At 49.5% G+C, this 20,865-nt stretch carries 23 protein-coding genes; 16 read left to right on the top strand and 7 right to left on the bottom strand.

The window, feature by feature from the left end; translation table 11 throughout:
• Window positions 1-27 precede the first annotated feature (27 nt).
• The 8 genes from CRO57_RS25360 to CRO57_RS07720 all read left to right on the top strand — a co-directional run bounded on the left by CRO57_RS25360 (window position 28) and on the right by CRO57_RS07720 (window position 7,301).
• Window positions 28-1,860 (top strand): NapC/NirT family cytochrome c, encoded by a 1,833-nt coding sequence (locus tag CRO57_RS25360; RefSeq protein WP_097152703.1) that lies wholly within the window; start codon window positions 28-30, stop codon window positions 1,858-1,860.
• A gap of 143 nt (window positions 1,861-2,003) precedes the next feature.
• On the top strand, window positions 2,004-2,468 hold the full coding sequence (locus CRO57_RS07750) for a cupredoxin domain-containing protein (RefSeq protein WP_210200781.1): 465 nt from the start codon (window positions 2,004-2,006) through the stop codon (window positions 2,466-2,468).
• A 35-nt stretch (window positions 2,469-2,503) separates the two neighbouring features.
• Window positions 2,504-2,821 (top strand): hypothetical protein, encoded by a 318-nt coding sequence (locus tag CRO57_RS07745; protein ID WP_141401202.1) that lies wholly within the window; start codon window positions 2,504-2,506, stop codon window positions 2,819-2,821.
• Between the two features lie 235 nt (window positions 2,822-3,056).
• Window positions 3,057-4,463, top strand: coding sequence for a magnesium transporter (gene mgtE / locus CRO57_RS07740; protein WP_097152701.1), 1,407 nt, complete (start codon window positions 3,057-3,059; stop codon window positions 4,461-4,463).
• Between the two features lie 196 nt (window positions 4,464-4,659).
• The gene (locus CRO57_RS07735; protein WP_210200780.1) at window positions 4,660-5,079 is read left to right on the top strand and encodes a VOC family protein; all 420 of its coding nucleotides are present in this window, start codon (window positions 4,660-4,662) and stop codon (window positions 5,077-5,079) included.
• Window positions 5,080-5,185: 106 nt separating this feature from the next.
• On the top strand, window positions 5,186-5,575 hold the full coding sequence (locus tag CRO57_RS07730; RefSeq protein WP_097152699.1) for a MerR family transcriptional regulator: 390 nt from the start codon (window positions 5,186-5,188) through the stop codon (window positions 5,573-5,575).
• A 24-nt stretch (window positions 5,576-5,599) separates the two neighbouring features.
• On the top strand, window positions 5,600-6,046 hold the full coding sequence (locus CRO57_RS07725; RefSeq protein ID WP_097152698.1) for a PaaI family thioesterase: 447 nt from the start codon (window positions 5,600-5,602) through the stop codon (window positions 6,044-6,046).
• Between the two features lie 91 nt (window positions 6,047-6,137).
• Complete coding sequence (locus CRO57_RS07720) at window positions 6,138-7,301, top strand: isovaleryl-CoA dehydrogenase (protein ID WP_097152697.1); 1,164 nt, start codon at window positions 6,138-6,140, stop codon at window positions 7,299-7,301.
• Between the two features lie 92 nt (window positions 7,302-7,393).
• Here CRO57_RS07720 and CRO57_RS07715 read toward each other — a convergent pair whose 3' ends face one another.
• Window positions 7,394-8,329 (bottom strand): DMT family transporter, encoded by a 936-nt coding sequence (locus CRO57_RS07715; protein ID WP_097152696.1) that lies wholly within the window; start codon window positions 8,327-8,329, stop codon window positions 7,394-7,396.
• A gap of 76 nt (window positions 8,330-8,405) precedes the next feature.
• Window positions 8,406-9,098: a DUF599 domain-containing protein gene (locus CRO57_RS07710; protein WP_097153286.1), complete on the bottom strand. Its 693-nt coding sequence runs from the start codon at window positions 9,096-9,098 to the stop codon at window positions 8,406-8,408.
• Between the two features lie 263 nt (window positions 9,099-9,361).
• Between CRO57_RS07710 and CRO57_RS25235 the strand changes: the two genes are divergently transcribed.
• The 4 genes from CRO57_RS25235 to CRO57_RS07695 all read left to right on the top strand — a co-directional run bounded on the left by CRO57_RS25235 (window position 9,362) and on the right by CRO57_RS07695 (window position 12,766).
• On the top strand, window positions 9,362-9,487 hold the full coding sequence (locus CRO57_RS25235) for a hypothetical protein (protein ID WP_280176167.1): 126 nt from the start codon (window positions 9,362-9,364) through the stop codon (window positions 9,485-9,487).
• Window positions 9,488-9,728: 241 nt separating this feature from the next.
• Complete coding sequence (locus CRO57_RS07705; protein ID WP_097152695.1) at window positions 9,729-10,154, top strand: rhodanese-like domain-containing protein; 426 nt, start codon at window positions 9,729-9,731, stop codon at window positions 10,152-10,154.
• A 228-nt stretch (window positions 10,155-10,382) separates the two neighbouring features.
• Window positions 10,383-11,990 carry a carboxyl transferase domain-containing protein gene (locus tag CRO57_RS07700; RefSeq protein WP_097152694.1) on the top strand — a complete coding sequence of 536 codons (1,608 nt, stop codon included), beginning with the start codon at window positions 10,383-10,385 and terminating at the stop codon, window positions 11,988-11,990.
• Window positions 11,991-12,139: 149 nt separating this feature from the next.
• On the top strand, window positions 12,140-12,766 hold the full coding sequence (locus CRO57_RS07695; RefSeq protein WP_097152693.1) for a LysE family translocator: 627 nt from the start codon (window positions 12,140-12,142) through the stop codon (window positions 12,764-12,766).
• A gap of 59 nt (window positions 12,767-12,825) precedes the next feature.
• Here CRO57_RS07695 and CRO57_RS07690 read toward each other — a convergent pair whose 3' ends face one another.
• Window positions 12,826-13,227 (bottom strand): rhodanese-like domain-containing protein, encoded by a 402-nt coding sequence (locus tag CRO57_RS07690; RefSeq protein WP_097152692.1) that lies wholly within the window; start codon window positions 13,225-13,227, stop codon window positions 12,826-12,828.
• 80 nt (window positions 13,228-13,307) lie between these two features.
• A complete protein-coding gene (locus CRO57_RS07685; protein WP_097152691.1) occupies window positions 13,308-13,646 on the bottom strand; it encodes an ArsR/SmtB family transcription factor in 339 nt (112 codons plus the stop codon).
• A 506-nt stretch (window positions 13,647-14,152) separates the two neighbouring features.
• On the opposite strand from CRO57_RS07685, the gene CRO57_RS07680 reads away from it, so the two are divergent.
• Window positions 14,153-16,105, top strand: coding sequence for an acetyl/propionyl/methylcrotonyl-CoA carboxylase subunit alpha (locus CRO57_RS07680; RefSeq protein WP_097152690.1), 1,953 nt, complete (start codon window positions 14,153-14,155; stop codon window positions 16,103-16,105).
• A gap of 110 nt (window positions 16,106-16,215) precedes the next feature.
• On the opposite strand, the gene CRO57_RS07675 is transcribed toward CRO57_RS07680, so the two are convergent.
• Window positions 16,216-17,100 carry an NAD-dependent epimerase/dehydratase family protein gene (locus CRO57_RS07675; protein WP_097152689.1) on the bottom strand — a complete coding sequence of 295 codons (885 nt, stop codon included), beginning with the start codon at window positions 17,098-17,100 and terminating at the stop codon, window positions 16,216-16,218.
• 137 nt (window positions 17,101-17,237) lie between these two features.
• Between CRO57_RS07675 and CRO57_RS07670 the strand changes: the two genes are divergently transcribed.
• Complete coding sequence (locus CRO57_RS07670) at window positions 17,238-17,672, top strand: DUF1489 family protein (RefSeq protein WP_097153285.1); 435 nt, start codon at window positions 17,238-17,240, stop codon at window positions 17,670-17,672.
• Window positions 17,673-17,736: 64 nt separating this feature from the next.
• On the opposite strand, the gene CRO57_RS07665 is transcribed toward CRO57_RS07670, so the two are convergent.
• Window positions 17,737-18,123: a VOC family protein gene (locus CRO57_RS07665; protein WP_097152688.1), complete on the bottom strand. Its 387-nt coding sequence runs from the start codon at window positions 18,121-18,123 to the stop codon at window positions 17,737-17,739.
• Window positions 18,124-18,244: 121 nt separating this feature from the next.
• Window positions 18,245-19,114, bottom strand: coding sequence for a pantoate--beta-alanine ligase (gene panC / locus CRO57_RS07660; protein WP_097153284.1), 870 nt, complete (start codon window positions 19,112-19,114; stop codon window positions 18,245-18,247).
• A 214-nt stretch (window positions 19,115-19,328) separates the two neighbouring features.
• Here panC and CRO57_RS07655 point away from each other — a divergent pair, with 214 nt between their 5' ends.
• The gene (locus CRO57_RS07655; RefSeq protein WP_097152687.1) at window positions 19,329-20,081 is read left to right on the top strand and encodes a hypothetical protein; all 753 of its coding nucleotides are present in this window, start codon (window positions 19,329-19,331) and stop codon (window positions 20,079-20,081) included.
• 77 nt (window positions 20,082-20,158) lie between these two features.
• Complete coding sequence (locus CRO57_RS07650) at window positions 20,159-20,854, top strand: J domain-containing protein (protein WP_097152686.1); 696 nt, start codon at window positions 20,159-20,161, stop codon at window positions 20,852-20,854.
• Window positions 20,855-20,865 lie beyond the last annotated feature (11 nt).

Here is a 20,865-nt window from a genome sequence, read left to right as displayed (position 1 = left end):
GGACCGCTAAAGGACGCGGAGGACGTGATGTCTGACAATTCCGAAAACACCACACAAGATGCTAAAGGCAAAGGCATGAGTGCCTGGCTGAAGCGCACCCTGATTTTCGGCGTTCCGCTGACCGGGGCCGCTATTTTCTTTGTTTTCGGTATTATTTTCTGGGGTGGCTTCAACACTGCGATGGAAGCGACCAATACGATGACTTTCTGCATCTCATGTCATGAGATGGAGAATAACGTATACGAAGAATATAAGCCAACAATTCACCATCAGAACCGTACCGGTGTGCGTGCGACCTGTTCTGACTGTCACGTGCCTGATCCCTGGATCCATAAAATGGTTCGTAAGGTAGAAGCCTCCAAGGAAGTTTGGGGCAAGATCACTGGCACGATCAATACTAAAGAGAAGTTTGAAGCCAAACGTCTCTATCTCGCCAAGCGTGTCTGGAACACCATGAAGAACACTGACAGTCGCGAATGCCGCAACTGTCATAACTTCGAAAGCATGGCTCCTGAATTCCAGAAACCACGTGCGCGTAAACAGCATTTGAATGCCTTCAAGACTGGCCAGACTTGTATCGATTGTCACAAAGGGATCGCGCATAAGAATATTCGTGATCTGTTGACCGATGAAGAACTGGAAGCTCTGGAAGCTCCAAATCCTGATTTCATTCGTGAAGTGCCAGAAACCTATCTCGCTAGTCTGAAGAAAATTGAAGAGATCGAGGCCGCGCAGACCAAAGCAGAAGAAGAAGCCAAGAAAGCTGCTGCTGACGCAATGAAAGCCAAGATTGCCAAGGCTGTTGAAGCTGCTGTTGCCAAGGAACAGGCAAAAGCTGCTGCCGCTGCTTCTGGTGGATCCAGCGATAGCGCTGCCGCTCCATCATCAGGTGATAGCATTGCCGGCAACGTTGACTGGAATGCCGTTGATGAGAAGAGCATGACACTCTTCTACCCTGGTCAGGCTTCTTTCGAGTGGGTCCAGTATGGTAAAAACCATGGTGGTGCTCGTCCTGTGACCAAAGCAGGTGATCGCTGCACGACCTGTCATGCCAAAGAGCTGAAGGATATGGGTGCCAAGATCGTCTCTGGCGAGAAGGCGGAAGAAACTCCAATCCCAGGCAAACGTGGTCATATCGACATGACTTTGCAGGCAACCCACGATAAGGAAAATCTCTATATCCGCATGCAGTGGGAAAATGGCCCTCATAATCCGGTACCATTTGTCGACGGTGGCAAAATGGATCCTGAGAATGAAGTCAAGGTCGCCATGATGATTGCTGGTAACGACATCAAGCTTGTAGAGCAAGCTGGTTGCTGGGCTACCTGTCACCATGACAGCCGCTATATGCCACACGCTCCTGCCGGTGAAGACATTGCCAAGTTCCCAGAAGTGGGTGAGCGGATCGATGTCAAAGATGGTGTGACCAAATATCTGGCCGAATCCCGGACCAAGGTTGAAGTCAAAGGTCGTCGCGGCAAAAAACGCGGTGGTTGGGAAAAGCTGAAAGACCAGGGCGATCTGGATGGACAGCTGGCCAACGGTGCCTTCATGGATCTGATGCGTTATATTCCGAAAGTTGGTGGTGTTAACAGCTCCATTCTTACGGAACGCAAGATGGATGAAGCCAAGAGCGTCATGGCTGAAGGCAAGCTGGAAGGGGACACCTGGACAGTGGTTCTGAAGCGTCCTTTGAAAGCTTCCGGTCCTGGCGATATCGCATTGGAGCCCGGCAAGACCTATACTGTTGGTTTTGCGATCCATGATGATTACACCAATGCTCGCTTCCATCATGTCTCTCTGGAATACAAGCTGGCGCTTGATAATCCGGAAGCTGAGATCAATGTGGTTGGCAAGTAAGCTCAATGATAATCAAGAAAATGGCCGGGGATTTCTCCGGCCATTTTGCGTTCTGGGCATGTAGGTTTTGACAGAATTTTGGCACACTATGGAATTAGGGTTCTGACACAATCCGAATATTCCTTATATAGCGGGAGTTGATCATGACGTTTGAAATGATTTCGAAATGGATGGTTGCGTCATTGGCTGGAATGGTTGTTTTGATTGGCAATTCCATCAGTGGTAATGCCAGTGATATGCGCCTTGAATCCAAGCGTGATCCGGCCAAGATCGCCAAGATTTGCGGTAAGGCAGAAGCGCGCTATGAGAAGCTCTATGGCAAGAAGCCGTCAGACGAAGATGTGCATGTTGTCATGATGTACAAATACACTTTCTGTCCCGAAGTGATTGACGTGAAGCTGGGTGACACCGTTCGCTGGGTAAATGTCGATAAACGCACCAGCCATTCCACCTGGTTCAAGGACGCAGGCAAAGAGGAAGATGCTCGTCTATTCCCGGAAGAGAAGCTTGAGATGACCTTTGACTTTGCGACCGGTGAGTTTCCCTATCTATGTGGTCCGCATTGGGAAAGCGATGATATGATCGGCCGGGTGATTGTTTCCAAATGATGCTTCTCTCCAAAGTCTTGAAATTGAGTGCGTGTATGCTTGTTTTTCTGGCAGGGCTTGGTGTCCTGCCATACGCGGCATTGGCGTCTGATAATTATTCTGTTGGCTCGTTGGCAAAGGGAGATGATCTCTTTGCCTGTCGAACTGAAAAGCTGGCTCTGAAAATTCAGAAATCAGGATTGGCGCCTGAGAATTTGGGGGCAGCGATTGAGAATAATGATTGCTTCTTTCTGGATCGTTTTGATCATATTCCTCAGCGCTTGATTCTGAGGGCCAATGAACTATCAGTTTATGAGACGCTGGCATTAGGTAAGAATGAGAAACTTGGTTCTCTTTATATCGTTGTTCCCTGATCTTGTTATACTCCGTAACAACTTGTTCTGATACTCACCAGTCAAATCGATTGTTGACGAGGTCATCTGGTCGCATGGTTGTCATAAGGGCTCCATAAACAGTGCTGATGAGTGGAGCGCCTTGCTTTCCTTCATGAATATGGGCTTGAATGGAAATCGGGCTTGCAGTTGGCCCTTGCTTTCAGGCACAACAAGGAAGCAATCGATTCACCATTGAGATCAATAGGAGGGCAGGATGAGAAGTGACAATCCAGCAGAGATTGCCCTGTCCAATGATCTTGAAGTGCGTGATGAGCGTGGCCTGATTGCTCAAGATTACTTTGATCAGGTTGAAGCTGCGATTGAGCAACGTGATCGCGAGCTTCTTCTTGAACTGACCCAGGATCTGCATGAAGCGGACATGGGGGATTTGATTGAGGCCTTTGGCCCGCGTGATCGTCAGGATTTTCTCGACCTTCTTGCTGAAGATTTTGATTTCTCTGCTCTGACCGAGCTGGATGATTCTCTGCGTTTGAAGATCGTGGATGCCCTGCCCAATGAGGTAGTGGCCGAAGGGGTTAAAGAGCTCGATTCAGATGATGCGGTTATCATTCTGGAAGACATGGAAGAGGAGGATCGCGAAGAGATTCTCGCCCAACTTCCGGTTATGGATCGCATTCAGCTGAAACGTTCCTTGGATTTCCCGGAAGACTCTGCTGGTCGGCGTATGCAGACCGAGTTCATTGCAGTCGCTCCGTTCTGGACCGTCGGTCAGACCATTGATTATATGCGTGAGACCATCGATCTGCCGGATGAGTTCAACCAGATTTTCGTGATTGATCCTGCCCATAGGCTGTTGGGGTCGGTCTCTCTGGATACATTGCTGCGTTCTCGCCGACCGACCAAGATTACCGAGATCATGGATGAGACGCGTCACTATGTGACCGCGGAAGAGGATCAGGAAGAAGTTTCTCGCCTGTTTGAACGCTATGATTTGCTGTCTGCTGCTGTGGTGGATGAGAGTGAGCGTTTGGTCGGTGTTCTGACCATTGATGACATCGTTGATGTGATTCACGAAGAGGCTGAAGAAGACATCAAACGCCTTGGTGGTGTGGGTGATGAAGAAATTACCGATACGGTGATCGAGACAGTTCGATCTCGTTTTACATGGCTTGCAGTCAATTTGCTGACAGCCATTCTGGCATCCTGGGTGATTGCTCTGTTCGATTCCACGATTGAGCAAATGGTCGCTCTAGCGGTTTTGATGCCGATTGTTGCCTCTATGGGCGGCAATGCTGCGACTCAAACCATGACTGTGGCTGTTCGAGCCTTGGCAACCCAGGAGATTGACAGCTTCAACATGATGCGCGTTGTCTCGCGTGAGGTATTGGTGGCGTTGCTAAATGGTGCGGCTTTCGCAGTGCTTGTCGGAGCGATAGCCGGGTTCTGGTTTGAGAATTTCGATCTTGGCCTGGTAATTGGAGCAGCTTTGGTCATCAATCTGTTTTTTGCAGGTTTATCCGGTATTCTGATTCCTTTGGGGCTTGAGAAACTCGGTGCAGATCCAGCCGTGGCCTCCAGTGTTTTTATTACCACTGTTACCGATGTGGTTGGCTTCTTTGCTTTTCTTGGCCTTGCTGCGTGGTGGTTCGGTCTAGTCTGATCCTTTCCTATTATTTTGTCAGAGTATTTAGGCAGTCTTGCTCATCGTGAGTAAGATAGATCTTCCCTTTACGTTGCTGTCTTTTGATTTTGTGTTTACTATCAAAGGTTAGTGCTACTCCCATTGGCTAATGGCTCTGTATGAAAAGTCAGAGTTATAGATAGGAGGGGCATCCGTGCAACGAGGTGAGATGAGAATGCCTGAGATCATTGGAGTGTTGGAAACACCAGTCTATGTGGATGACATGGCTGTGGCTAAAGACTTTTATGCTGGCATTCTTGGGCTTCCTGTGATGGTAGAAAGCAGTCGCATTTGTGCGTTTGATGTTGCACCCTCCCAGGTTCTCATCACCTTTCTTCGTGGTGTCTGTGATCAGGATGCGCTTGTGAATGATGATGTTGTTCCGGGTCATAGAATGGACGGAGCTGGGCATTTCGCATTTCGTATCAAGACTGATGAACTGGATGTGTGGAGTGCATATCTGAATGAACATGAGATCGTAATCGATAGTCATGTTCAATGGCCCGGAGGAGGGGAGAGCCTCTATTTCCGGGACCCGTTTGATAATGTTGTTGAACTGGCAACGCCAGGGATCTGGGCGAATGATCGTTTCTGATTCTAATATGTAAGTCATTTTTGATATAATTTATTGATTTTTATTGATAAATTTATCTTTATTGACTTTTACGTAAAACGTATATTTAATCAAGGTCGGAGGTTGAATGGCTGACTATCTTACAATCACGGAATTGACCAACGAGTTTGGACTGACCACGCGAACCTTACGGTTTTATGAAGATGAAGGGCTGATAAAGCCCGTGCGCAGAGGGCGCCAGCGTCTTTATCGACCAAGTGATCGCACGCGATTGAAACTGATTTTACGTGGCAAGCGATTGGGTTTGTCGCTTGGTGAAATTAGCGAAGTGATTGATATGTATCGCCAGCCTCCTGGCGAAGCAGGACAGCTTGCCATGTTGATGGAAAAGATTGACGCGAGGCGAAAGGATTTGCGCCAGAAGCTGGTCGATATTGAAGAGACAATTGCTGAATTGGATGCGGTGGAAGAATCCTGCCGGGTGCGTTTGACGGAATTGGGCGATTTAAAAGGCTGATGGGGCAAGTTCTTGGGAGGGGACTTGGTACAATTTGAAACAAGGGCGGAGAATTACCAGGAACGGGTTTTGTCCAGTTTTGGCAAACAGAGCTTCTTGGAAACCCTCGGCGGAACCATTACCCATCTTGCGCCAGGAGAGGTGGATATCACCTTGGAGGCGAAAAAGGGGCTGCAGCAACAGCACGGATTTTTCCATGCCGGTGTGACCACGTCGATTATGGATTCGGCGGCCGGTTATGCAGCTTTCTCGCTCTTTGGCGCCGGAGATGGCGTTCTTACCAGTGAATTCAAAGCGAATTTGTTGAACCCTGCGCGTGGTGAAAAGCTGATTGCGAAGGGAAGGGTCATCAAACCCGGCAGGACGCTGACCGTTTGCCAGGGTGATGTGTATAGCTATCTGGATGGCAATGAGATCCATGTGGCGACAGGACTTTTTACCATGGTGCGAGCAGAAGGTCTGGAGCCATGAGGGCATATGTCCTGGCGATCTGTATCCATGTGAAGGATGATTTGATGGCGCACCTTCGGGCAGGGCGTCTTTAAGACTTACGGAGAATAAGATGAGTGGTCTGATGTTCAATTTCAATCTGGGTGAAACAGCTGACATGCTGCGCGATGCGGTGGCTGCTTTTGCTGCGGATGAGCTGGCGCCAATTGCTGCTGATATCGATAAGAACGACGCCTTTCCACGGGAATTGTGGAATAAAATGGGCGATATGGGCTTGTTGGGAATAACCGTACCAGAAGAGTTTGGTGGCGCAGGCATGGGGTATCTTGAGCATGTGATCGCTGTGGAGGAAATTTCCCGCGCGTCTGCTTCCGTTGGCCTGTCTTATGGCGCACATTCCAATTTGTGCGTGAACCAGCTGAACCGCAATGGTACCAAAGAGCAGAAAGAGAAATATCTGCCAAAGCTGATTTCCGGTGAGCATGTTGGGTCGTTGGCAATGTCTGAGCCTGGTGCCGGGTCTGATGTTGTGTCCATGAAGTTGCGGGCCGAGAAAAAGGACGATCACTATGTTCTGAACGGTTCCAAGATGTGGATCACCAATGCGCCTGATGCGGACATCCTGCTGGTCTATGCCAAGACTGATCCGGCAGCTGGTCCAAAAGGTATCACGACCTTTCTGATTGAGAAGGATATGCCGGGTTTCAAGGTGGCGCAGAAGCTGGACAAGCTTGGTATGCGCGGCTCCTCTACCGGTGAACTGGTTTTTGAGAACTGCGAAGTGCCGGTTGAAAATGTTGTTGGCGAGGTCAATAAAGGCGTTCGTGTGTTGATGTCCGGTCTTGATTATGAGCGTACGGTTCTTTCAGGTGGCCCGCTTGGTATCATGCAGGCTTGTATGGATATTGCCATGCCATATGTGCATGAACGTGAACAGTTCGGAAAACCAATCGGCACCTTCCAGCTGATGCAGGGCAAGATTGCGGACATGTATGTGAATATGAATGCGTGCCGTGCTTATGTTTATCAGGTGGCACAAGCTTGTGATCGCCGCGAAACGACCCGCCAGGATGCAGCTGGCGCAATCCTGATTTCCGCAGAAAAGGCAACACAAATGGCTTTGGAGGCGATTCAGATTCTGGGTGGCAATGGGTATATCAATGAATATGCCACAGGCCGACTGCTTCGTGATGCCAAGCTTTATGAGATTGGTGCGGGCACGTCCGAGATTCGCCGTATGTTGATTGGTCGTGAACTCTTCAATGCGACTGCATAAGAATATGAGAAAGGCCTGTGTTTTGTGCGGGCTTTTTCAAACAACCATTCAAAGAAATATGTCCCCCAATAAGGATATATGTTCCTCCTCCCTTAAAGGCCGGCTTGTCCGGCCTTTCTTTCTTGGGTAGCCTTGCCTTTCGTCGGGATACGAGAGACGAACAGGCCGGTCACAATCAAGGCCAGAGCGCCCCAAACCTCCAATGGTACTGTTTCGGATAGAACGATGGCACCCAGTATGATTCCGAAGACAGGAATTAGGTTCAATCCCAGCGAGAAGAAGCTTGCGCCAATGGTATTGATGAGGCGATAGCGCAATATCGTTGCGACGCCAGTTGGCAGAAGGCCGAGGAAAATAAGGCTGAACCAACCTTTGTCGTCAATTCGGGTAAAGTCGGGCAGTCCTTCATGGAATGCCAGAGCGAGTAGCTGAATACTGCAAAGACCCAAGACCAACGTCGCCAGACGTGTTGGTGGAATATCAGTGATCTTGCGTACCAGTGCGCCGGATAGAGCATAGCAGAATGAGGCTGCCAGCACGGCAAGCAGAGAGAGAAGGGCGGTGTCGCCTACGTCATCAAGGGCTTGGCCTCCAACTACCAGCGCTACCCCTGTAAAGCCGAAAGCTATGCCGAGAAGTTTTGGCCAACTGATCTTGTCATCCTGAGTGGTGAAGTGCGCAAGAACCAATGCAAGCAATGGGCCGCTTCCAAGCAACAGAGAGGTGATGCCTGCGCTGATGGTCAGTTCCGCCCAGGAGATGAGCAGGAATGGCAGGGTGACATTGATCAGGGAGAAAAAGATCAAAAGACTCCAGTTCCGCATGCCTATGGGTAAGATAATACCTCGATAGAGCATCCATGGAAGCAGGACAACAAAACCGATGAGAACGCGGATCGTGGCCAGCCAGATCGGACCTGTTTGTGGAACTGCCACTTTGATCGCCAGAAAGGCGGAAGACCAGATGAACGTCAGGAAAAGCAGACTGGCTAGATCCAGAGCTGTTGGCTTGCGGATGGCGTGAGACATATGGGTATGGGACTATTGGTTGGGTCGTGAAAAAGGGCCGGTGGGCAACCGGATGGGGAAGGAATTGTCGCAAAGGTTATTCTTCTACCAGTCTGGAAGCAAGTTTGCTGGAACGGGAGAGGAATTGGCGTCTGGTGAGTACCAGCGCAATATAGGTTGTTGTTCCGATGAATAACAAGGGATGTATAAACCAGGCAAAAAGACCAAGTGAGAAGAAGAAGGCACGAAGACCCCGGTTGAAATGACGTCCGGCAAGAGAGTTGGCTTCCGAAGCCTGATGAATCGCTTCACTCATCTCGATTGACTCTATTTTGTCGGGTGGAGGAAATGCACCAATCAAGATGGACGTATAATTGAATAATCGGTAGGCCCAACCGAATTTGAAAAAGGCATAAATGTAGAGCGTGATGAGGGCGAGAACCTTAACTTCCCAGAGGCCACGACTGACTTCTACTGGCAGGTTGAGGTCGTAGGAGATCTGAAGGGCGAGATCCGTAGAGTTCAGTAGGGCAAAGCCCGCACCTATGGCCAGGAGTGATGTCGAAGCAAAAAAAGCGGTGCCATTTTGCAGCCCTGTAATAATGGCTGTATCCACCATTCGCATTTCCCGCTCGGCCAATGCTTGCATCCAGCGCAGTCTGTGCTGGTTCATATGATATGAGAGGGATTTCTTGCGCAAGGGACTTGTATCAACAATCAACGAAAAGCCGCCCCACATTAAAATGAACCAGCTCAGGGCAGCCAGATCCAGTGTTGAGAGCTGATTCATTTTGGCACTCCATTGAATATTGTTTGGAAGTGCCCAAAGGGAATGTGGCAGCTTCATCCAATTGTGTTCAACTTAACCCACAGAATTATTCGTTGGTAGGATATTGATAAACAATCATACTCGCCCTGTGCATGGCTGCATTGCAAACTTTGCATGCCTTAATTGTTGCCTAAATCTTTACGAGCCGTTAACAAGGGGTTTCTAGCGCCGACAGCGTGTTTTTGATTTCTCGGCTAACAATCGTCCTGGACGAACGAGGTTACATGGACAACGAATTGGAAGTTTCTTGTTGGGGGGTAACAATGAAAGCCGTGCTGGCACTGGGTGCTATTCTGGCAATTGTTTACCTGTTTGGGGCATTCGAGACTGCAGCGATTGCTGCCTCTTAAAGTTTCTGCCCCATTGGGGTGTGACAACGACAAGATCAAGCGTGGGTTTGACCCGCGCTTTTTTTTGCCTTGGATTCTGGATTTGTGTTCATGAGATCTGAATGATCAACTCGTTTAGTTATTCTACTATAACTTTTTGAAAATCTCATGATATCGATTTGATTGGTAAAAGGCTTGATTTTAGCGCCTTGGCCGGACCATTCTCATCTATATCCGTAACCCGGAGATGGAGGATGACAGGGTGAGCCAGACGATCAAATTAGGATATAAGCAATTGCTTGTTGAGGCAGAGCGGGAGATCGAGACACTCACCGCAGCCGAGGCCATGCCCTTGTTGGGAGATGATCTGCATATCTTTATTGATATCCGTGATATTCGTGAGCTGGATCAGGTTGGGCGGATACCGGGTGCCATTCATGCACCACGCGGTATGTTGGAATTTTGGGTTGATCCTGAAAGTCCTTATCATCGTGAAATTTTCAGTGAGACCAAGAAGTTCATTTTCTTTTGCGCTGGAGGATGGCGCAGTGCATTGGCTGCCCAACAACTTCAACGCATGGGGCTGACACCTGTTGCTCACATCGAGGGAGGATATGGCGCCTGGCTGGAAGCAGGAGGCCCGACAGAGATCACTGATGTGGGTATGGTGAAGGGTGGCTCAGAATAGGGCCAACGGCCCGGGCAATATCACATATCTCAAAATCGGAGCAAATGATGTATTCAAGCAAGTAAGCTTGGGGATAAATCGCCTCATTCAACTAAAGCAGTTAACGTAAGATGCGTTAAAATTCTTTATTCTTTTCCGTAAGTTGTGTATAGTCGCTTTAAGAAATGATAAGAGAGTGGTCGCATTTTTCCTATTGTGACCGGTTAAGTGATTGAAAGAGGGGGCGTTATGGCTGTTCTCAAGTCTGAAATCAGATCTGATTCTGCTGACTTCGCTAAAAACGAAAAAGAAATGCAGGAACTGATGGATGATCTCAATGCCAAGCGGTCTGAAGCTGCGCTTGGTGGCAACGAGAGAGCGCGCCAGCGTCATTTGTCACGCGGGAAGTTGTTGCCCCGTGATCGGGTGATGAAACTGATTGACCCTGGTGCTCCTTTTCTCGAATTATCTCCCCTCGCTGCCAACCAAATGTATGATGCCGCCATTCATGGGGCTGGTTTGATAACTGGTATCGGCCGGGTGGAGGGTCGTGAATGCATGATCGTTTGCAATGATGCTACCATCAAGGGTGGCACTTATTATCCAATGACGGTCAAGAAACATCTGCGGGCTCAGGAAGTGGCCAAAGAGAACAATCTGCCGTGTATCTATCTGGTGGATTCCGGTGGGGCTAATCTTCCTCAGCAAACGGAAGTTTTTCCAGATAAAGAGCATTTTGGCCGAATTTTCTTCAATCAGGCTACCATGTCTTCCATGGGTATTCCTCAAATTGCCGTTGTAATGGGTTCTTGCACCGCAGGTGGTGCTTATGTACCTGCCATGTCGGATGAGACCATCATCGTCAAGCAGCAGGGCACCATCTTTCTGGCGGGACCTCCGCTCGTGAAAGCAGCGACTGGTGAAGTTGTATCTGCGGAGGATTTGGGTGGTGCAGACGTTCACACCAAGACATCAGGTGTTGCTGACCACTATGCATTGAATGATAGCCACGCGCTTGAGATTGCGCGCTCCGTTGTGAGCAATTTGAATCGTCGCAAAGATGTTGACATTGAGTTGCGTGAGCCCAAGGAGCCGCTTTATGCACCTGAGAGCCTGTCTGGTGTCGTACCTGCGGATCTCAAGAAACAATATGACATTCGCGAAGTGATTGCCCGCCTGGTCGATGGTTCTGAATTTGATGAGTTCAAAGCCCGTTATGGCACCACGTTGGTGACCGGATTTGCTCATATTTTTGGTATTCCGGTGGGGATCATTGCCAATAATGGCATTCTGTTTTCCGAAAGTGCGCAGAAAGGTGCGCATTTTGTTGAACTTTGCTGTCAGCGTCGTATCCCATTGTTATTCTTGCAGAATATTACCGGGTTCATGGTTGGTCGGGATTACGAGGCTGGCGGCATCGCCAAAGATGGTGCCAAGTTGGTCACAGCGGTTGCTTGTGCCAATGTTCCAAAAATCACAGTTTTGGTTGGTGGCTCATATGGGGCAGGAAACTATGGTATGTGCGGTCGTGCTTATAGCCCTCGTTTCCTTTTTTCCTGGCCAAATAGTCGTATTTCCGTGATGGGGGGTGAGCAGGCAGCCAACGTTCTGGCTACTGTTCGACGTGATAATATTGAGTCGGATGGTGGCGAATGGTCCGCTGCTGATGAGGCAGACTTCAAAGCACCTATTCAGGCAAAGTATGAAGAAGAAGGCCATCCTTATTATGCAACGGCGCGTTTGTGGGATGATGGCATCATTACACCAAATGAGACACGTCGCGTTTTGGGACTTGCATTCTCGGCTGCTATCAATGCTCCGGTGCCGGAAACCAAGTTCGGTGTCTTCCGCATGTAGAGGCATGACAAAAAGAAGAGATTCACGAGGGAGGCATTTTGTCTCCCTTTTTTGTTGTGTGTCTCTTCTTTCGTTGGCTCAGCTTGGCAGCATTGACAGGGGAATTTCGAAATGGCTTAGTGTCGGCTCGTCTTTTTTGAGGAGCGGATATGATTGATCCTATCATTTTGCTGAACTATTCACTGATCGTGCTTGGCTTTGTGTTCATTCCCGGACCTGCGACTTTGTTTACTGTTGCGCGGGCGACCAGCTCCGGTGCGAAAGTGGGGATCGCGACCGGGGTGGGGATTGCTCTTGGCGATATCATCCACACGCTCATGGCAGTGATTGGGATTTCGGCGATCATTGCCACCTCAGCTCTCTTATTCAGCATCATCAAATATGCCGGCGCGGCCTATCTGATCTATCTGGGGATTCGAGCAATTTTGCAAAAGGCACCGATTGATCTTTCCAATGGGGCATTGCCTGTTTCTGCTGGGGAAGCTTTTCGACAGGGAATTTTATCTGAAGTTCTAAATCCGAAGACTGCCTTGTTCTTTCTGGCTTTTTTGCCGCAATTTGTTCAGCCAGAAAATGGAATGGTTGCGCTTCAGTTGATCATTCTGGGAACTGTGTTCGTAGCATTGGGACTGTTTAGCAATATCGTGTTTGCGCTCGGCTCGGGTGGGCTTGGCAAATTCTTGCGCCGTAACCCTGCTGTTTTAAAATGGCAGGGGAAAGTGGTCGGTTCCATCTATTGCGCCCTTGGTGCGCGCCTTACCTTTCTCGATCGCTGACTTGCCACGGTTTAGACCAACAGGGAGGCAAATGCCTCCATTTTTGAATGCCTTGAGCTTCAAAGGCCGGGCAGATTGCCCGTTGCCCAGCCAACGAGCAAAAGCAGGCCTGCGCCAATTCCGAAAATTTTGAACATGCCGCTGCCCTCTGTCTTCACTCCCATGCGGGAAAGGGCGTGAACACCTCCCACCAGCATATAGGCATCGCAATCAACACATTGTGCGAGTTGCATGGCGTAAGAGTTGGTTCGAGCACCGGAGGCGCAGAAGAAAATAGCAGCGTTGGCGCCTTTGGTGTCAATTGGGCCTTTGATCCCGGACAGAGGATGGTGAAGTGCACTTGGTACTTTCTTTGCCATCAACTCCATGTCTTCGCGCACATCAACCAAAATAGCGCCATTCTCTATCAATTGCCTGGCTTCATCATAATTGACCTGACGGACAATCTGTTTCTTTCTCATTGTGTATTTCCTTTGTTCCATCTGCGCCTTTATTGCAGAGGAATAGCCCGTGAAAAGGGGACGTACTTGTATGCTTGGCGTCAGTGTGATCCGGGGTCTGCTGGCTCTGTGTTGCTCGGCGTGCAATAGATGTCTTTCAGCACAGCCATTACTTTTTCCGCATTGGTATTGGAAAGTGAATAATAGATGGTTTGTGCGTCTCGTCGTCCTGCTACCAGACCATCTTCGCGCATTTTTGCGAGATGTTGGGACAAGGCGCTTTGACTCAGTTTCAATATCTCCGCCAGATGATTGACGGGTTTTTCCCGCCCGTCGGCTAATTGGCAAAGAATACGCAGCCGATTGCCATTGCCGAGCAATTTGAGCAATCGGGCTACTTCGTCGGCCTTATCGGCAAGTGCTTCAATAGAAGGGTCCAAAACTCACTACCCGTTTATATTGTGAGGCCTTTGATCAGCTTTCGTGGGTTTGGCTGGTCGATGAATGATCCGAATTAGAAATATCTAATTTAATACATTCGAATATTTACCTCAAGATGCATAAAGGATAAGCAAATGTTGTTGTGGATCGGTAGTGCGAGAGGCAGGAACGATAAAGGGAAGGATGGGAGCGTTGAAATTGGGACCCTTGGCAATTGATGCATTGGCTGTATGGGTATTTGATTTTTGATCGCTTCGTGATGATTGGGTGGATGGTGTTTGTAAAATCTACCTTAAATGTTGCTCAAGACCAATTGATGATTGACTTTTACGTAAAAGGTCTTCAAATTCTAGCGGAAATTTAGTATCTTAGACATGATTGAGGGTCTTCTTTATTACTTGCATTTAAATATGTTGACCAAGTCATGGCAAGAGAATGAAACTGACACTCGATAGGAATTAGCTGGAAACGGCCAAACAGATTGTAAGCAGGGGAGTGAGCTTTCATGATCGACAGTGTTTTGATAGCCAACCGCGGAGAGATTGCCTGTCGGGTGATTGCTACAGCAAAGGCTGAAGGCCTGCGTACGATAGCTGTATATTCTGATGCTGATGCAAATGCCCGCCATGTGAGATTGGCGGATGAAGCGCATCGTTTGGGACCAGCGCCCGCCGCAGAGAGTTATCTCAAGGCTGATCTGATTTTGGAGATTGCCAAGAAAACCGGTGCACAGTCCATTCACCCAGGTTACGGTTTCCTATCCGAGAATGCCGATTTCTCCCAAGCTTGCGAAGATGCGGGAATCGTCTTTGTTGGACCGGGTGCCAATGCCATTCGCGCCATGGGTTTGAAAGACAAGGCCAAAGCACTGATGGATGATGCCGGTGTGCCTGTTGTTCCTGGTTATCACGGTGATAATCAGGATGCGACTTTCTTGAATGAAGAGGCGCGTCGGATTGGTTATCCGGTCTTGATCAAGGCTGTTTCTGGTGGTGGCGGTAAAGGCATGCGTTTGGTCGAACGTGATGAAGATTTCCTCGCTTCACTGGAATCTGCTCAGCGCGAAGGTCAAAACGCTTTCGGTGATCCAAATGTGCTGATTGAACGTTTCGTTCAGAACCCGCGTCATGTCGAAATTCAGGTCTTCGCCGATAGTCACGGCAATGCTGTGCATTTGCACGAGCGCGATTGTTCGTTGCAACGTCGCCATCAGAAGGTGATCGAGGAAGCGCCTGCTCCTGGCATGGCACCCGCTGTGCGTGCTGCCATGGGCAATGCTGCGGTTAAGGCTGCCTTGGCTGTGGGTTATCGTGGTGCCGGTACCGTGGAGTTCATTGTCGATGGTTCCGATGGTCTCAAGGAAGATGGCTTCTTCTTCATGGAGATGAATACCCGCCTCCAGGTGGAGCATCCTGTGACTGAAGCGATTACGGGGCAAGATCTTGTCTCCTGGCAGCTTGCGATTGCGAATGGCAAGACACTGCCAATGGCACAAGCAGAGATTCCGCTTTCCGGTCACGCTGTTGAAGCGCGTCTCTATGCCGAAGATCCTGAGAATGAGTTCCTGCCATCAACCGGTAAACTCTGGGGGCTTGAACTGGCGGTCGAAGAGGGGGTGCGCATTGATACCGGTGTGGAAGAGGGAGATGAAGTCTCTCCATTCTATGATCCAATGATTGCCAAGGTGATTGTGCATGAAGCGACACGCGAGGAAGCGATGGCCAAATTGGCCCGTGTTCTCAAAAAGGCTGTGGTTGCGGGACCGAAGACCAACGCTGCCTTCCTTGCAGCTCTGGCAAGCCATGAGGATTTTCTGTCAGAAGATTTCGATACCAGCTTTATTGACCAGCGCCTCGTTGCTTTGACTGCACGACCTGAGGGGCAACAGGAAAAAGCCATGGTGGCTGGATTAGTGCATCTCATCAATGATCAGCAGATGGCAGTCACGGACAAGAAATCAGAGCGATCCAACGAATATTGGTCAGCTTGGGATTATATGGACGGTTTCCAGCTTGGTGGGGAGCGTGTTCTTGATCAGCAGGTTGTCGTTGATGGCGAGACCATGGATGTTCAGGTTGCCTTTGATGAGGATGGTGTGCATGTGAATGGTCTGCGCCCAGATCTGGATGCTGTCAGTATCGTTCGTGCGCCAAATGGTGTTTATGCCGTCAGTGGTGGACGCCAGACTTTGGTCGCTATGCCAGAATATGCTCATGATGATGAAGGTGGAGCTGGCCATATCGGTGCGCCGATGCATGGCAAAGTGATTGCTGTCTTTGTAGAGCAAGGCCAGCAGGTTGCCAAGGGCGAGCGTCTCTTTATCGTCGAAGCGATGAAAATGGAGCATAGCGTTGTTGCTCCAATTGATGGCACTGTCAGCGTGGTCAATGCCAACGTTGGTGATCAGGTTGAGGAAGGCTTTGCTGTGGTCGACCTGGAGGCCGAAGAGGTTGAGTAATTGCTCTTAGAAGAAGTTCATGGGGCGAAATGCAGATTTGCCTCCTAAAAGGAAAGACCGGGCTTCGGCCCGGTCTTTCTGATTCTTGAATGTGAAGGCGCAGCTCCGTCCTATAGGCAGTCAGCCACCATCTTCTCGACGCTGTCAAAAGCAGGTTCCCAATTCAGGGTATCCTTTGCACGATCAGCTTCCATGCGTTGGGAGCGGCCAAGACCTGCTGCCCAATCACCATATTGTTCAATTGCATTTTCAAGCGGCTGAACCGCGACCTTATAGGCCAGCCCGGTCTGTTCTGCTACAGTTTTGGCAATCTCTTCCAATGATGCGCTTTTGAAACCGGAGGCATTGAGCAGCAATCCCGACTGCCCTGCCTGAATAGCCCGACGATAGAGATCGCCCAAATCATCGGCATGGACCAGTGGGTAATGGGTGTCCAGGCTGCCGACAATGGTCATTTGACCGGATTGGCGAATCTGCTCGACCAGACCACAGATCAGGCCGCGATCTTTTGCGACAACGATTCCAGGATGAATGACCGTCAGATTGAAGTTGGAGCAAGCATGAAGGTGCTCAATGCTATCTAGCATCCATTCAAAGGCGGGTAGCGGATCCAGAACATGGCGCTCAGTGATCGGAATGACCGGGGCTTCTGGATAGAGCCAGCAACCACCAGTGTAAATCAGATTGATCTTGGTATCAGCAGGTAGGTTTGAGGCGTGTTCGACAAGGTTATTGACCATTGCGATATCGGTATCGCCCATATTGGATTCGAAGGTGGCAGCGGCGTGAATGATGCCTTCATGCTCCAGAGCAGCAGGTATCCATTTAGTTGGATCCGTAAGATCACCCCGCATTGGAGTGGCGCCCATTTGACTGAGTTGTTCGGCTTTTTCCTCTGAACGGGCGAGTGCGGTTACATCATGTCCATGATCGAGCAATGCTTTGAGTGCTGCGGATCCGACCAGACCAGTACCACCTGTGATGAAAATGCGCATTCCAATATTCCTGTCTATCGAGGCCACAACGCCTCTGATTGCAGATAGATTAAATCAAAATGTGAATAAATCTATGGCGATGCCAATGAGAATTTTGCCATGCTTTATTGTCGATTAACAGCGTGTTATGGACGGCCATGGTCGTACATATGATTAAATTGAGTGTCGGAACTGAATCTGTTGACAGTTTGCAGGCATGGGTTGAGGAGCAGCAGGTCATTCGGGCACGCCAAGGTCTGCCTGCTGAACGAGTGCACACGACCCGTATGACCCCCAAGCGTCAGAAAGAGATTCTGGAAGGTGGGTCCATGTATTGGGTGATCAAGGGCGTGGTGCAGGCTCGCCAGAAGATACTTGATCTTCGGGAAGTGACCGGGAGCGATGGAATTAAACGCTGTGAAATTGTGATGTCACCGCAATTGATACGCACAGAGAATCAGCCCAAACGCGCGTTTCAAGGGTGGCGTTATCTGAAACTGGAAGACGCCCCAAGAGATCTGGGCTCCTACTCAGAAGATGACGATTTGCCGCCTGCCTTTCGTCGCGAGCTGGCGGACTTGGGGCTTTTATAGAACCCGGATAATCCGGATTTTCTTTGGATTGTCAGGGTTGTGTGGAAATTGTCTGGTTTTCTATTCAGGTTTCGACAAGTGGTGCCGTCGGGGCACTTACATCAATCATCACTCCGTCAGGGTCCTGCAAGAGCATGCGACGCTGTCCGTATGGCATGTCTGTTGGTTCGCTGACAATAAGGGCACCAAGCTCTTTTGCCTTTGTATAAATGCGATCACAATCCTCAACCACAAAAGTGACGATCATGCCTCCTGCATCTGATCGAGAGGCGACTGGAACGATGGCATGGTCTTTTTGCAAGATGCCATATTCCAGATCATTGATGTTGGGATGCGTCAGAATGATGAACCAATCCGAATTGAAATGGCGCGTCATACCGAGTAAATTTTCATAGAACTCGGCTGTTTTGGCGACATTGTCGCTCAAGATGTTTACGAATGCTCGTTGCATTGCCGTCGCCTCACCAGATTGGATCAAATTACCATAAGTATTGCTACTTAATATCGAGCGGTAAGACAATGATATTGTTTGATCTGCTATTGGTGCATTGCAATTTCAGTATAGCCTTTTATCAGACTTCAATATTGTCGATCAGTCTTGTTTTGCCAAGGCATGCTGCAGCGAGAAGGCGGTAATCCCCGAGCTGCTCCTGTGTTAGGTTTGATCCTGTAAATGGTTTCAGATCCTGACTTTCGTGCAAGGCCAGATAGTCCGGCTTGAATCCGGCAGCCTTCAATGCATCAAGTCCATCTTGCAGAACTGCTTTACAAAGCTCGCCATGCTGAAGACGTTGGGCAGTTTGGCGCATGATGGTGATGAGTTGAACGGATTTGGTTCGCTCTTCATTGCTTAGATATGCATTGCGGGAAGACATGGCCAATCCATCTGATTCACGCATGGTGGGGCCGCCCTGAATTTCGGTCGGCAGATTCAGATCCTTGGCAAAGCGCTGAATGACGCGCAATTGCTGGAAATCCTTTTCGCCAAAGATGGCTATGTCTGGTTGTGCTGCGAGCAACAGCTTGGTTACCACTGTTGCAACGCCCTGAAAGAAATGGGGCCGGAAATCGCTTTCCAAGCCTTGTGCCGGACCGCTCAAACCAACATGAGTACAGAATCCTTCCGGATACATCTCTTTGGCATTTGGGCAGAAAACTGCTCCGATACGGTAACCTGAGAGTTTGATGCAATCATCATTCTCAGTGCGGGGATAGGAGCTGAAATCCTCATGAGGGGCAAATTGGGTTGGATTGACAAAAATCGAAACGAGAACATGATCAGCTTGATCTTGCGCCAGCTCAACGAGACTGAGATGACCTGCATGCAGGGCCCCCATGGTTGGAACCATGGCATAGGTTTGTCCATTCCGGCGCCATGCATTCGTGATGGAGCGCAAGTCTTCGATTGTGCGGACGATGGTCAGGTTATGAGTGCTGGTCATTTTCTGTCTCACGTTTGCAAGGCCGTTGATCCCAAGAAGCAAGTGGCTTTGATGGCTGCTATAGCGCATATTGCGCTGCAATAAAACTCCCCATGTGTCGCAGATGCAGGGCTGATGTTCGGGTGGTTGTTTGCGGGGCAAAAAGCCATACATAATAGAAGAAAGATTTATTTGCTCTGCCAAATCGGGAAATTGGCAAACAAGGGAGGATCGGGTGAAAAAGAAGAAGTCCAAACAAGGTGATCTGTCTCCTATTGAGACTGGAGAGGTCAACAAACCGGCCGTGCGCTCTGACAAATCGGAAGTAGCTTCTTTTTTATCCAAAACAAGAATGGTGCGGCAGGCCCGTGACCAAAAGGGACTTGGTCATCCTACCGGGAGACTGATCTTTGCGTTGGATGCGACGATGAGCCGTCAGCCGAGCTGGGATCTTGCCTGTTCCTTGCAAAGTGACATGTTTGTGGAATCTCAACGTCATGGGCGGTTAGCGACGCAGCTTGTCTATTTTCGTGGCACCAATGAATGCAAAGCCAGTCGTTGGACCTTGCTTGCCGATGACATGATTGGGTGGATGGAACGTTTTCAGTGCCGTGCCGGACGTACTCAATTGGGTCGGATTCTTCAGCATATTCAAGATGAAGCGGTAACCCAGCCTGTGCAGGCTGTGGTTTATGTGGGAGATTGTCTGGAAGAAGATGCGGATCATATAGCGGGCCTTGCAGGTGAGGTTGCGTTGCGTTCGGTTCCCGTTTTTTTGTTTCAAGAAGGGGACGATGCTTATGCAAAAACCATGTTTCGCGAAATTGCCCGGATTACTGGAGGGGCCTATGCGCATTTTGATGGATCTGCCCGATCGAAACTGGCAGCCTACTTGCGTTCCATTGCTGCTTATGCGGCGGCTGGCAGGAACAGAGATTTATTGCCAAGCGAATTGAGGCAACAATTGCCTCGGTTGACATCACGTTGATATAGAGAGACCAAATCTTATCAAACGCTGATGTTTTTATAAGGTTTAGGGACCCTTCTTAGAAGGTTGAGGAATTTATGATTTATTTGTTGGCTGGTGGCTTTTTTGTTGCGGGCGTCTGGCTTGTCCTGAAATGGATTGCCCATGCCAATCCTGTCGATATTGTACAATTTGTATATCGAGTGATGGGGGTTCTGCTGGGACTATTCAGTGCGTTTTTGATGCTTCGTGGTAATTGGGTTTTGGCTCTACCCGTTGGAGTCATGGCTGCAAGCATGTTGATACGCAAGCCATCCAGAGCCGGAGCTGACCGTGAGAGTGGACGGGGATCGACTGTCAGAACAGCTGCACTGGAAATGACGCTGGACCATGATACCGGGATCATTATTGGTCAGGTTCTGGTCGGAAATTTTGAAGGGCGACAGTTGGAGGGCCTGACAGAGACCGAGTTGTTCAGTCTCTATCAGGAAATTGCTACGGATCAGGAGAGCACAGCCCTACTTGAAGCCTATCTTGATGGTCGCGTGCCCGATTGGCGGAACGAGTTCGAGCCGCACATGGCAGCGGGGGAGGGCAGCGCGTCTGACACGGGCCCCATGACCGAGGAGGAAGCCTATGAGGTGCTTGGGCTTACGACGCAAGCTTCCCAGGACGAAATTGTTGCTGCGCATCGGCGTCTGATGAAGCGGGTCCACCCCGACCACGGCGGGTCGACGTTTCTTGCCGCTAAGATCAATGCTGCCAAGGCTATTTTGCTTCGGAAACATGGCTGATTTCCCAATAC

This window comes from Cohaesibacter gelatinilyticus (assembly GCF_900215605.1).
Classification (GTDB): Bacteria; Pseudomonadota; Alphaproteobacteria; order Rhizobiales; family Cohaesibacteraceae; genus Cohaesibacter; species Cohaesibacter gelatinilyticus.
Note: the sequence above shows the minus strand (reverse complement) of the source record. Positions and strands in the feature narration are given on the sequence as shown.

What these genes read in the sequence shown, in the direction of transcription:
- CRO57_RS25360 (WP_097152703.1), top strand. Translation starts at nt 28, where the DNA reads ATGTCTGACAATTCCGAAAACACCACACAAGATGCTAAAGGCAAAGGC.
- CRO57_RS07750 (WP_210200781.1), top strand. Translation starts at nt 2,004, where the DNA reads ATGACGTTTGAAATGATTTCGAAATGGATGGTTGCGTCATTGGCTGGA.
- CRO57_RS07745 (WP_141401202.1), top strand. Translation starts at nt 2,504, where the DNA reads ATGCTTGTTTTTCTGGCAGGGCTTGGTGTCCTGCCATACGCGGCATTG.
- mgtE (WP_097152701.1), top strand. Translation starts at nt 3,057, where the DNA reads ATGAGAAGTGACAATCCAGCAGAGATTGCCCTGTCCAATGATCTTGAA.
- CRO57_RS07735 (WP_210200780.1), top strand. Translation starts at nt 4,660, where the DNA reads ATGCCTGAGATCATTGGAGTGTTGGAAACACCAGTCTATGTGGATGAC.
- CRO57_RS07730 (WP_097152699.1), top strand. Translation starts at nt 5,186, where the DNA reads ATGGCTGACTATCTTACAATCACGGAATTGACCAACGAGTTTGGACTG.
- CRO57_RS07720 (WP_097152697.1), top strand. Translation starts at nt 6,138, where the DNA reads ATGAGTGGTCTGATGTTCAATTTCAATCTGGGTGAAACAGCTGACATG.
- CRO57_RS07715 (WP_097152696.1), bottom strand. Translation starts at nt 8,329, where the DNA reads ATGTCTCACGCCATCCGCAAGCCAACAGCTCTGGATCTAGCCAGTCTG.
- CRO57_RS07710 (WP_097153286.1), bottom strand. Translation starts at nt 9,098, where the DNA reads ATGAATCAGCTCTCAACACTGGATCTGGCTGCCCTGAGCTGGTTCATT.
- CRO57_RS25235 (WP_280176167.1), top strand. Translation starts at nt 9,362, where the DNA reads ATGGACAACGAATTGGAAGTTTCTTGTTGGGGGGTAACAATGAAAGCC.
- CRO57_RS07700 (WP_097152694.1), top strand. Translation starts at nt 10,383, where the DNA reads ATGGCTGTTCTCAAGTCTGAAATCAGATCTGATTCTGCTGACTTCGCT.
- CRO57_RS07695 (WP_097152693.1), top strand. Translation starts at nt 12,140, where the DNA reads ATGATTGATCCTATCATTTTGCTGAACTATTCACTGATCGTGCTTGGC.
- CRO57_RS07690 (WP_097152692.1), bottom strand. Translation starts at nt 13,227, where the DNA reads ATGAGAAAGAAACAGATTGTCCGTCAGGTCAATTATGATGAAGCCAGG.
- CRO57_RS07680 (WP_097152690.1), top strand. Translation starts at nt 14,153, where the DNA reads ATGATCGACAGTGTTTTGATAGCCAACCGCGGAGAGATTGCCTGTCGG.
- CRO57_RS07675 (WP_097152689.1), bottom strand. Translation starts at nt 17,100, where the DNA reads ATGCGCATTTTCATCACAGGTGGTACTGGTCTGGTCGGATCCGCAGCA.
- CRO57_RS07670 (WP_097153285.1), top strand. Translation starts at nt 17,238, where the DNA reads ATGGTCGTACATATGATTAAATTGAGTGTCGGAACTGAATCTGTTGAC.
- CRO57_RS07665 (WP_097152688.1), bottom strand. Translation starts at nt 18,123, where the DNA reads ATGCAACGAGCATTCGTAAACATCTTGAGCGACAATGTCGCCAAAACA.
- panC (WP_097153284.1), bottom strand. Translation starts at nt 19,114, where the DNA reads ATGACCAGCACTCATAACCTGACCATCGTCCGCACAATCGAAGACTTG.
- CRO57_RS07650 (WP_097152686.1), top strand. Translation starts at nt 20,159, where the DNA reads ATGATTTATTTGTTGGCTGGTGGCTTTTTTGTTGCGGGCGTCTGGCTT.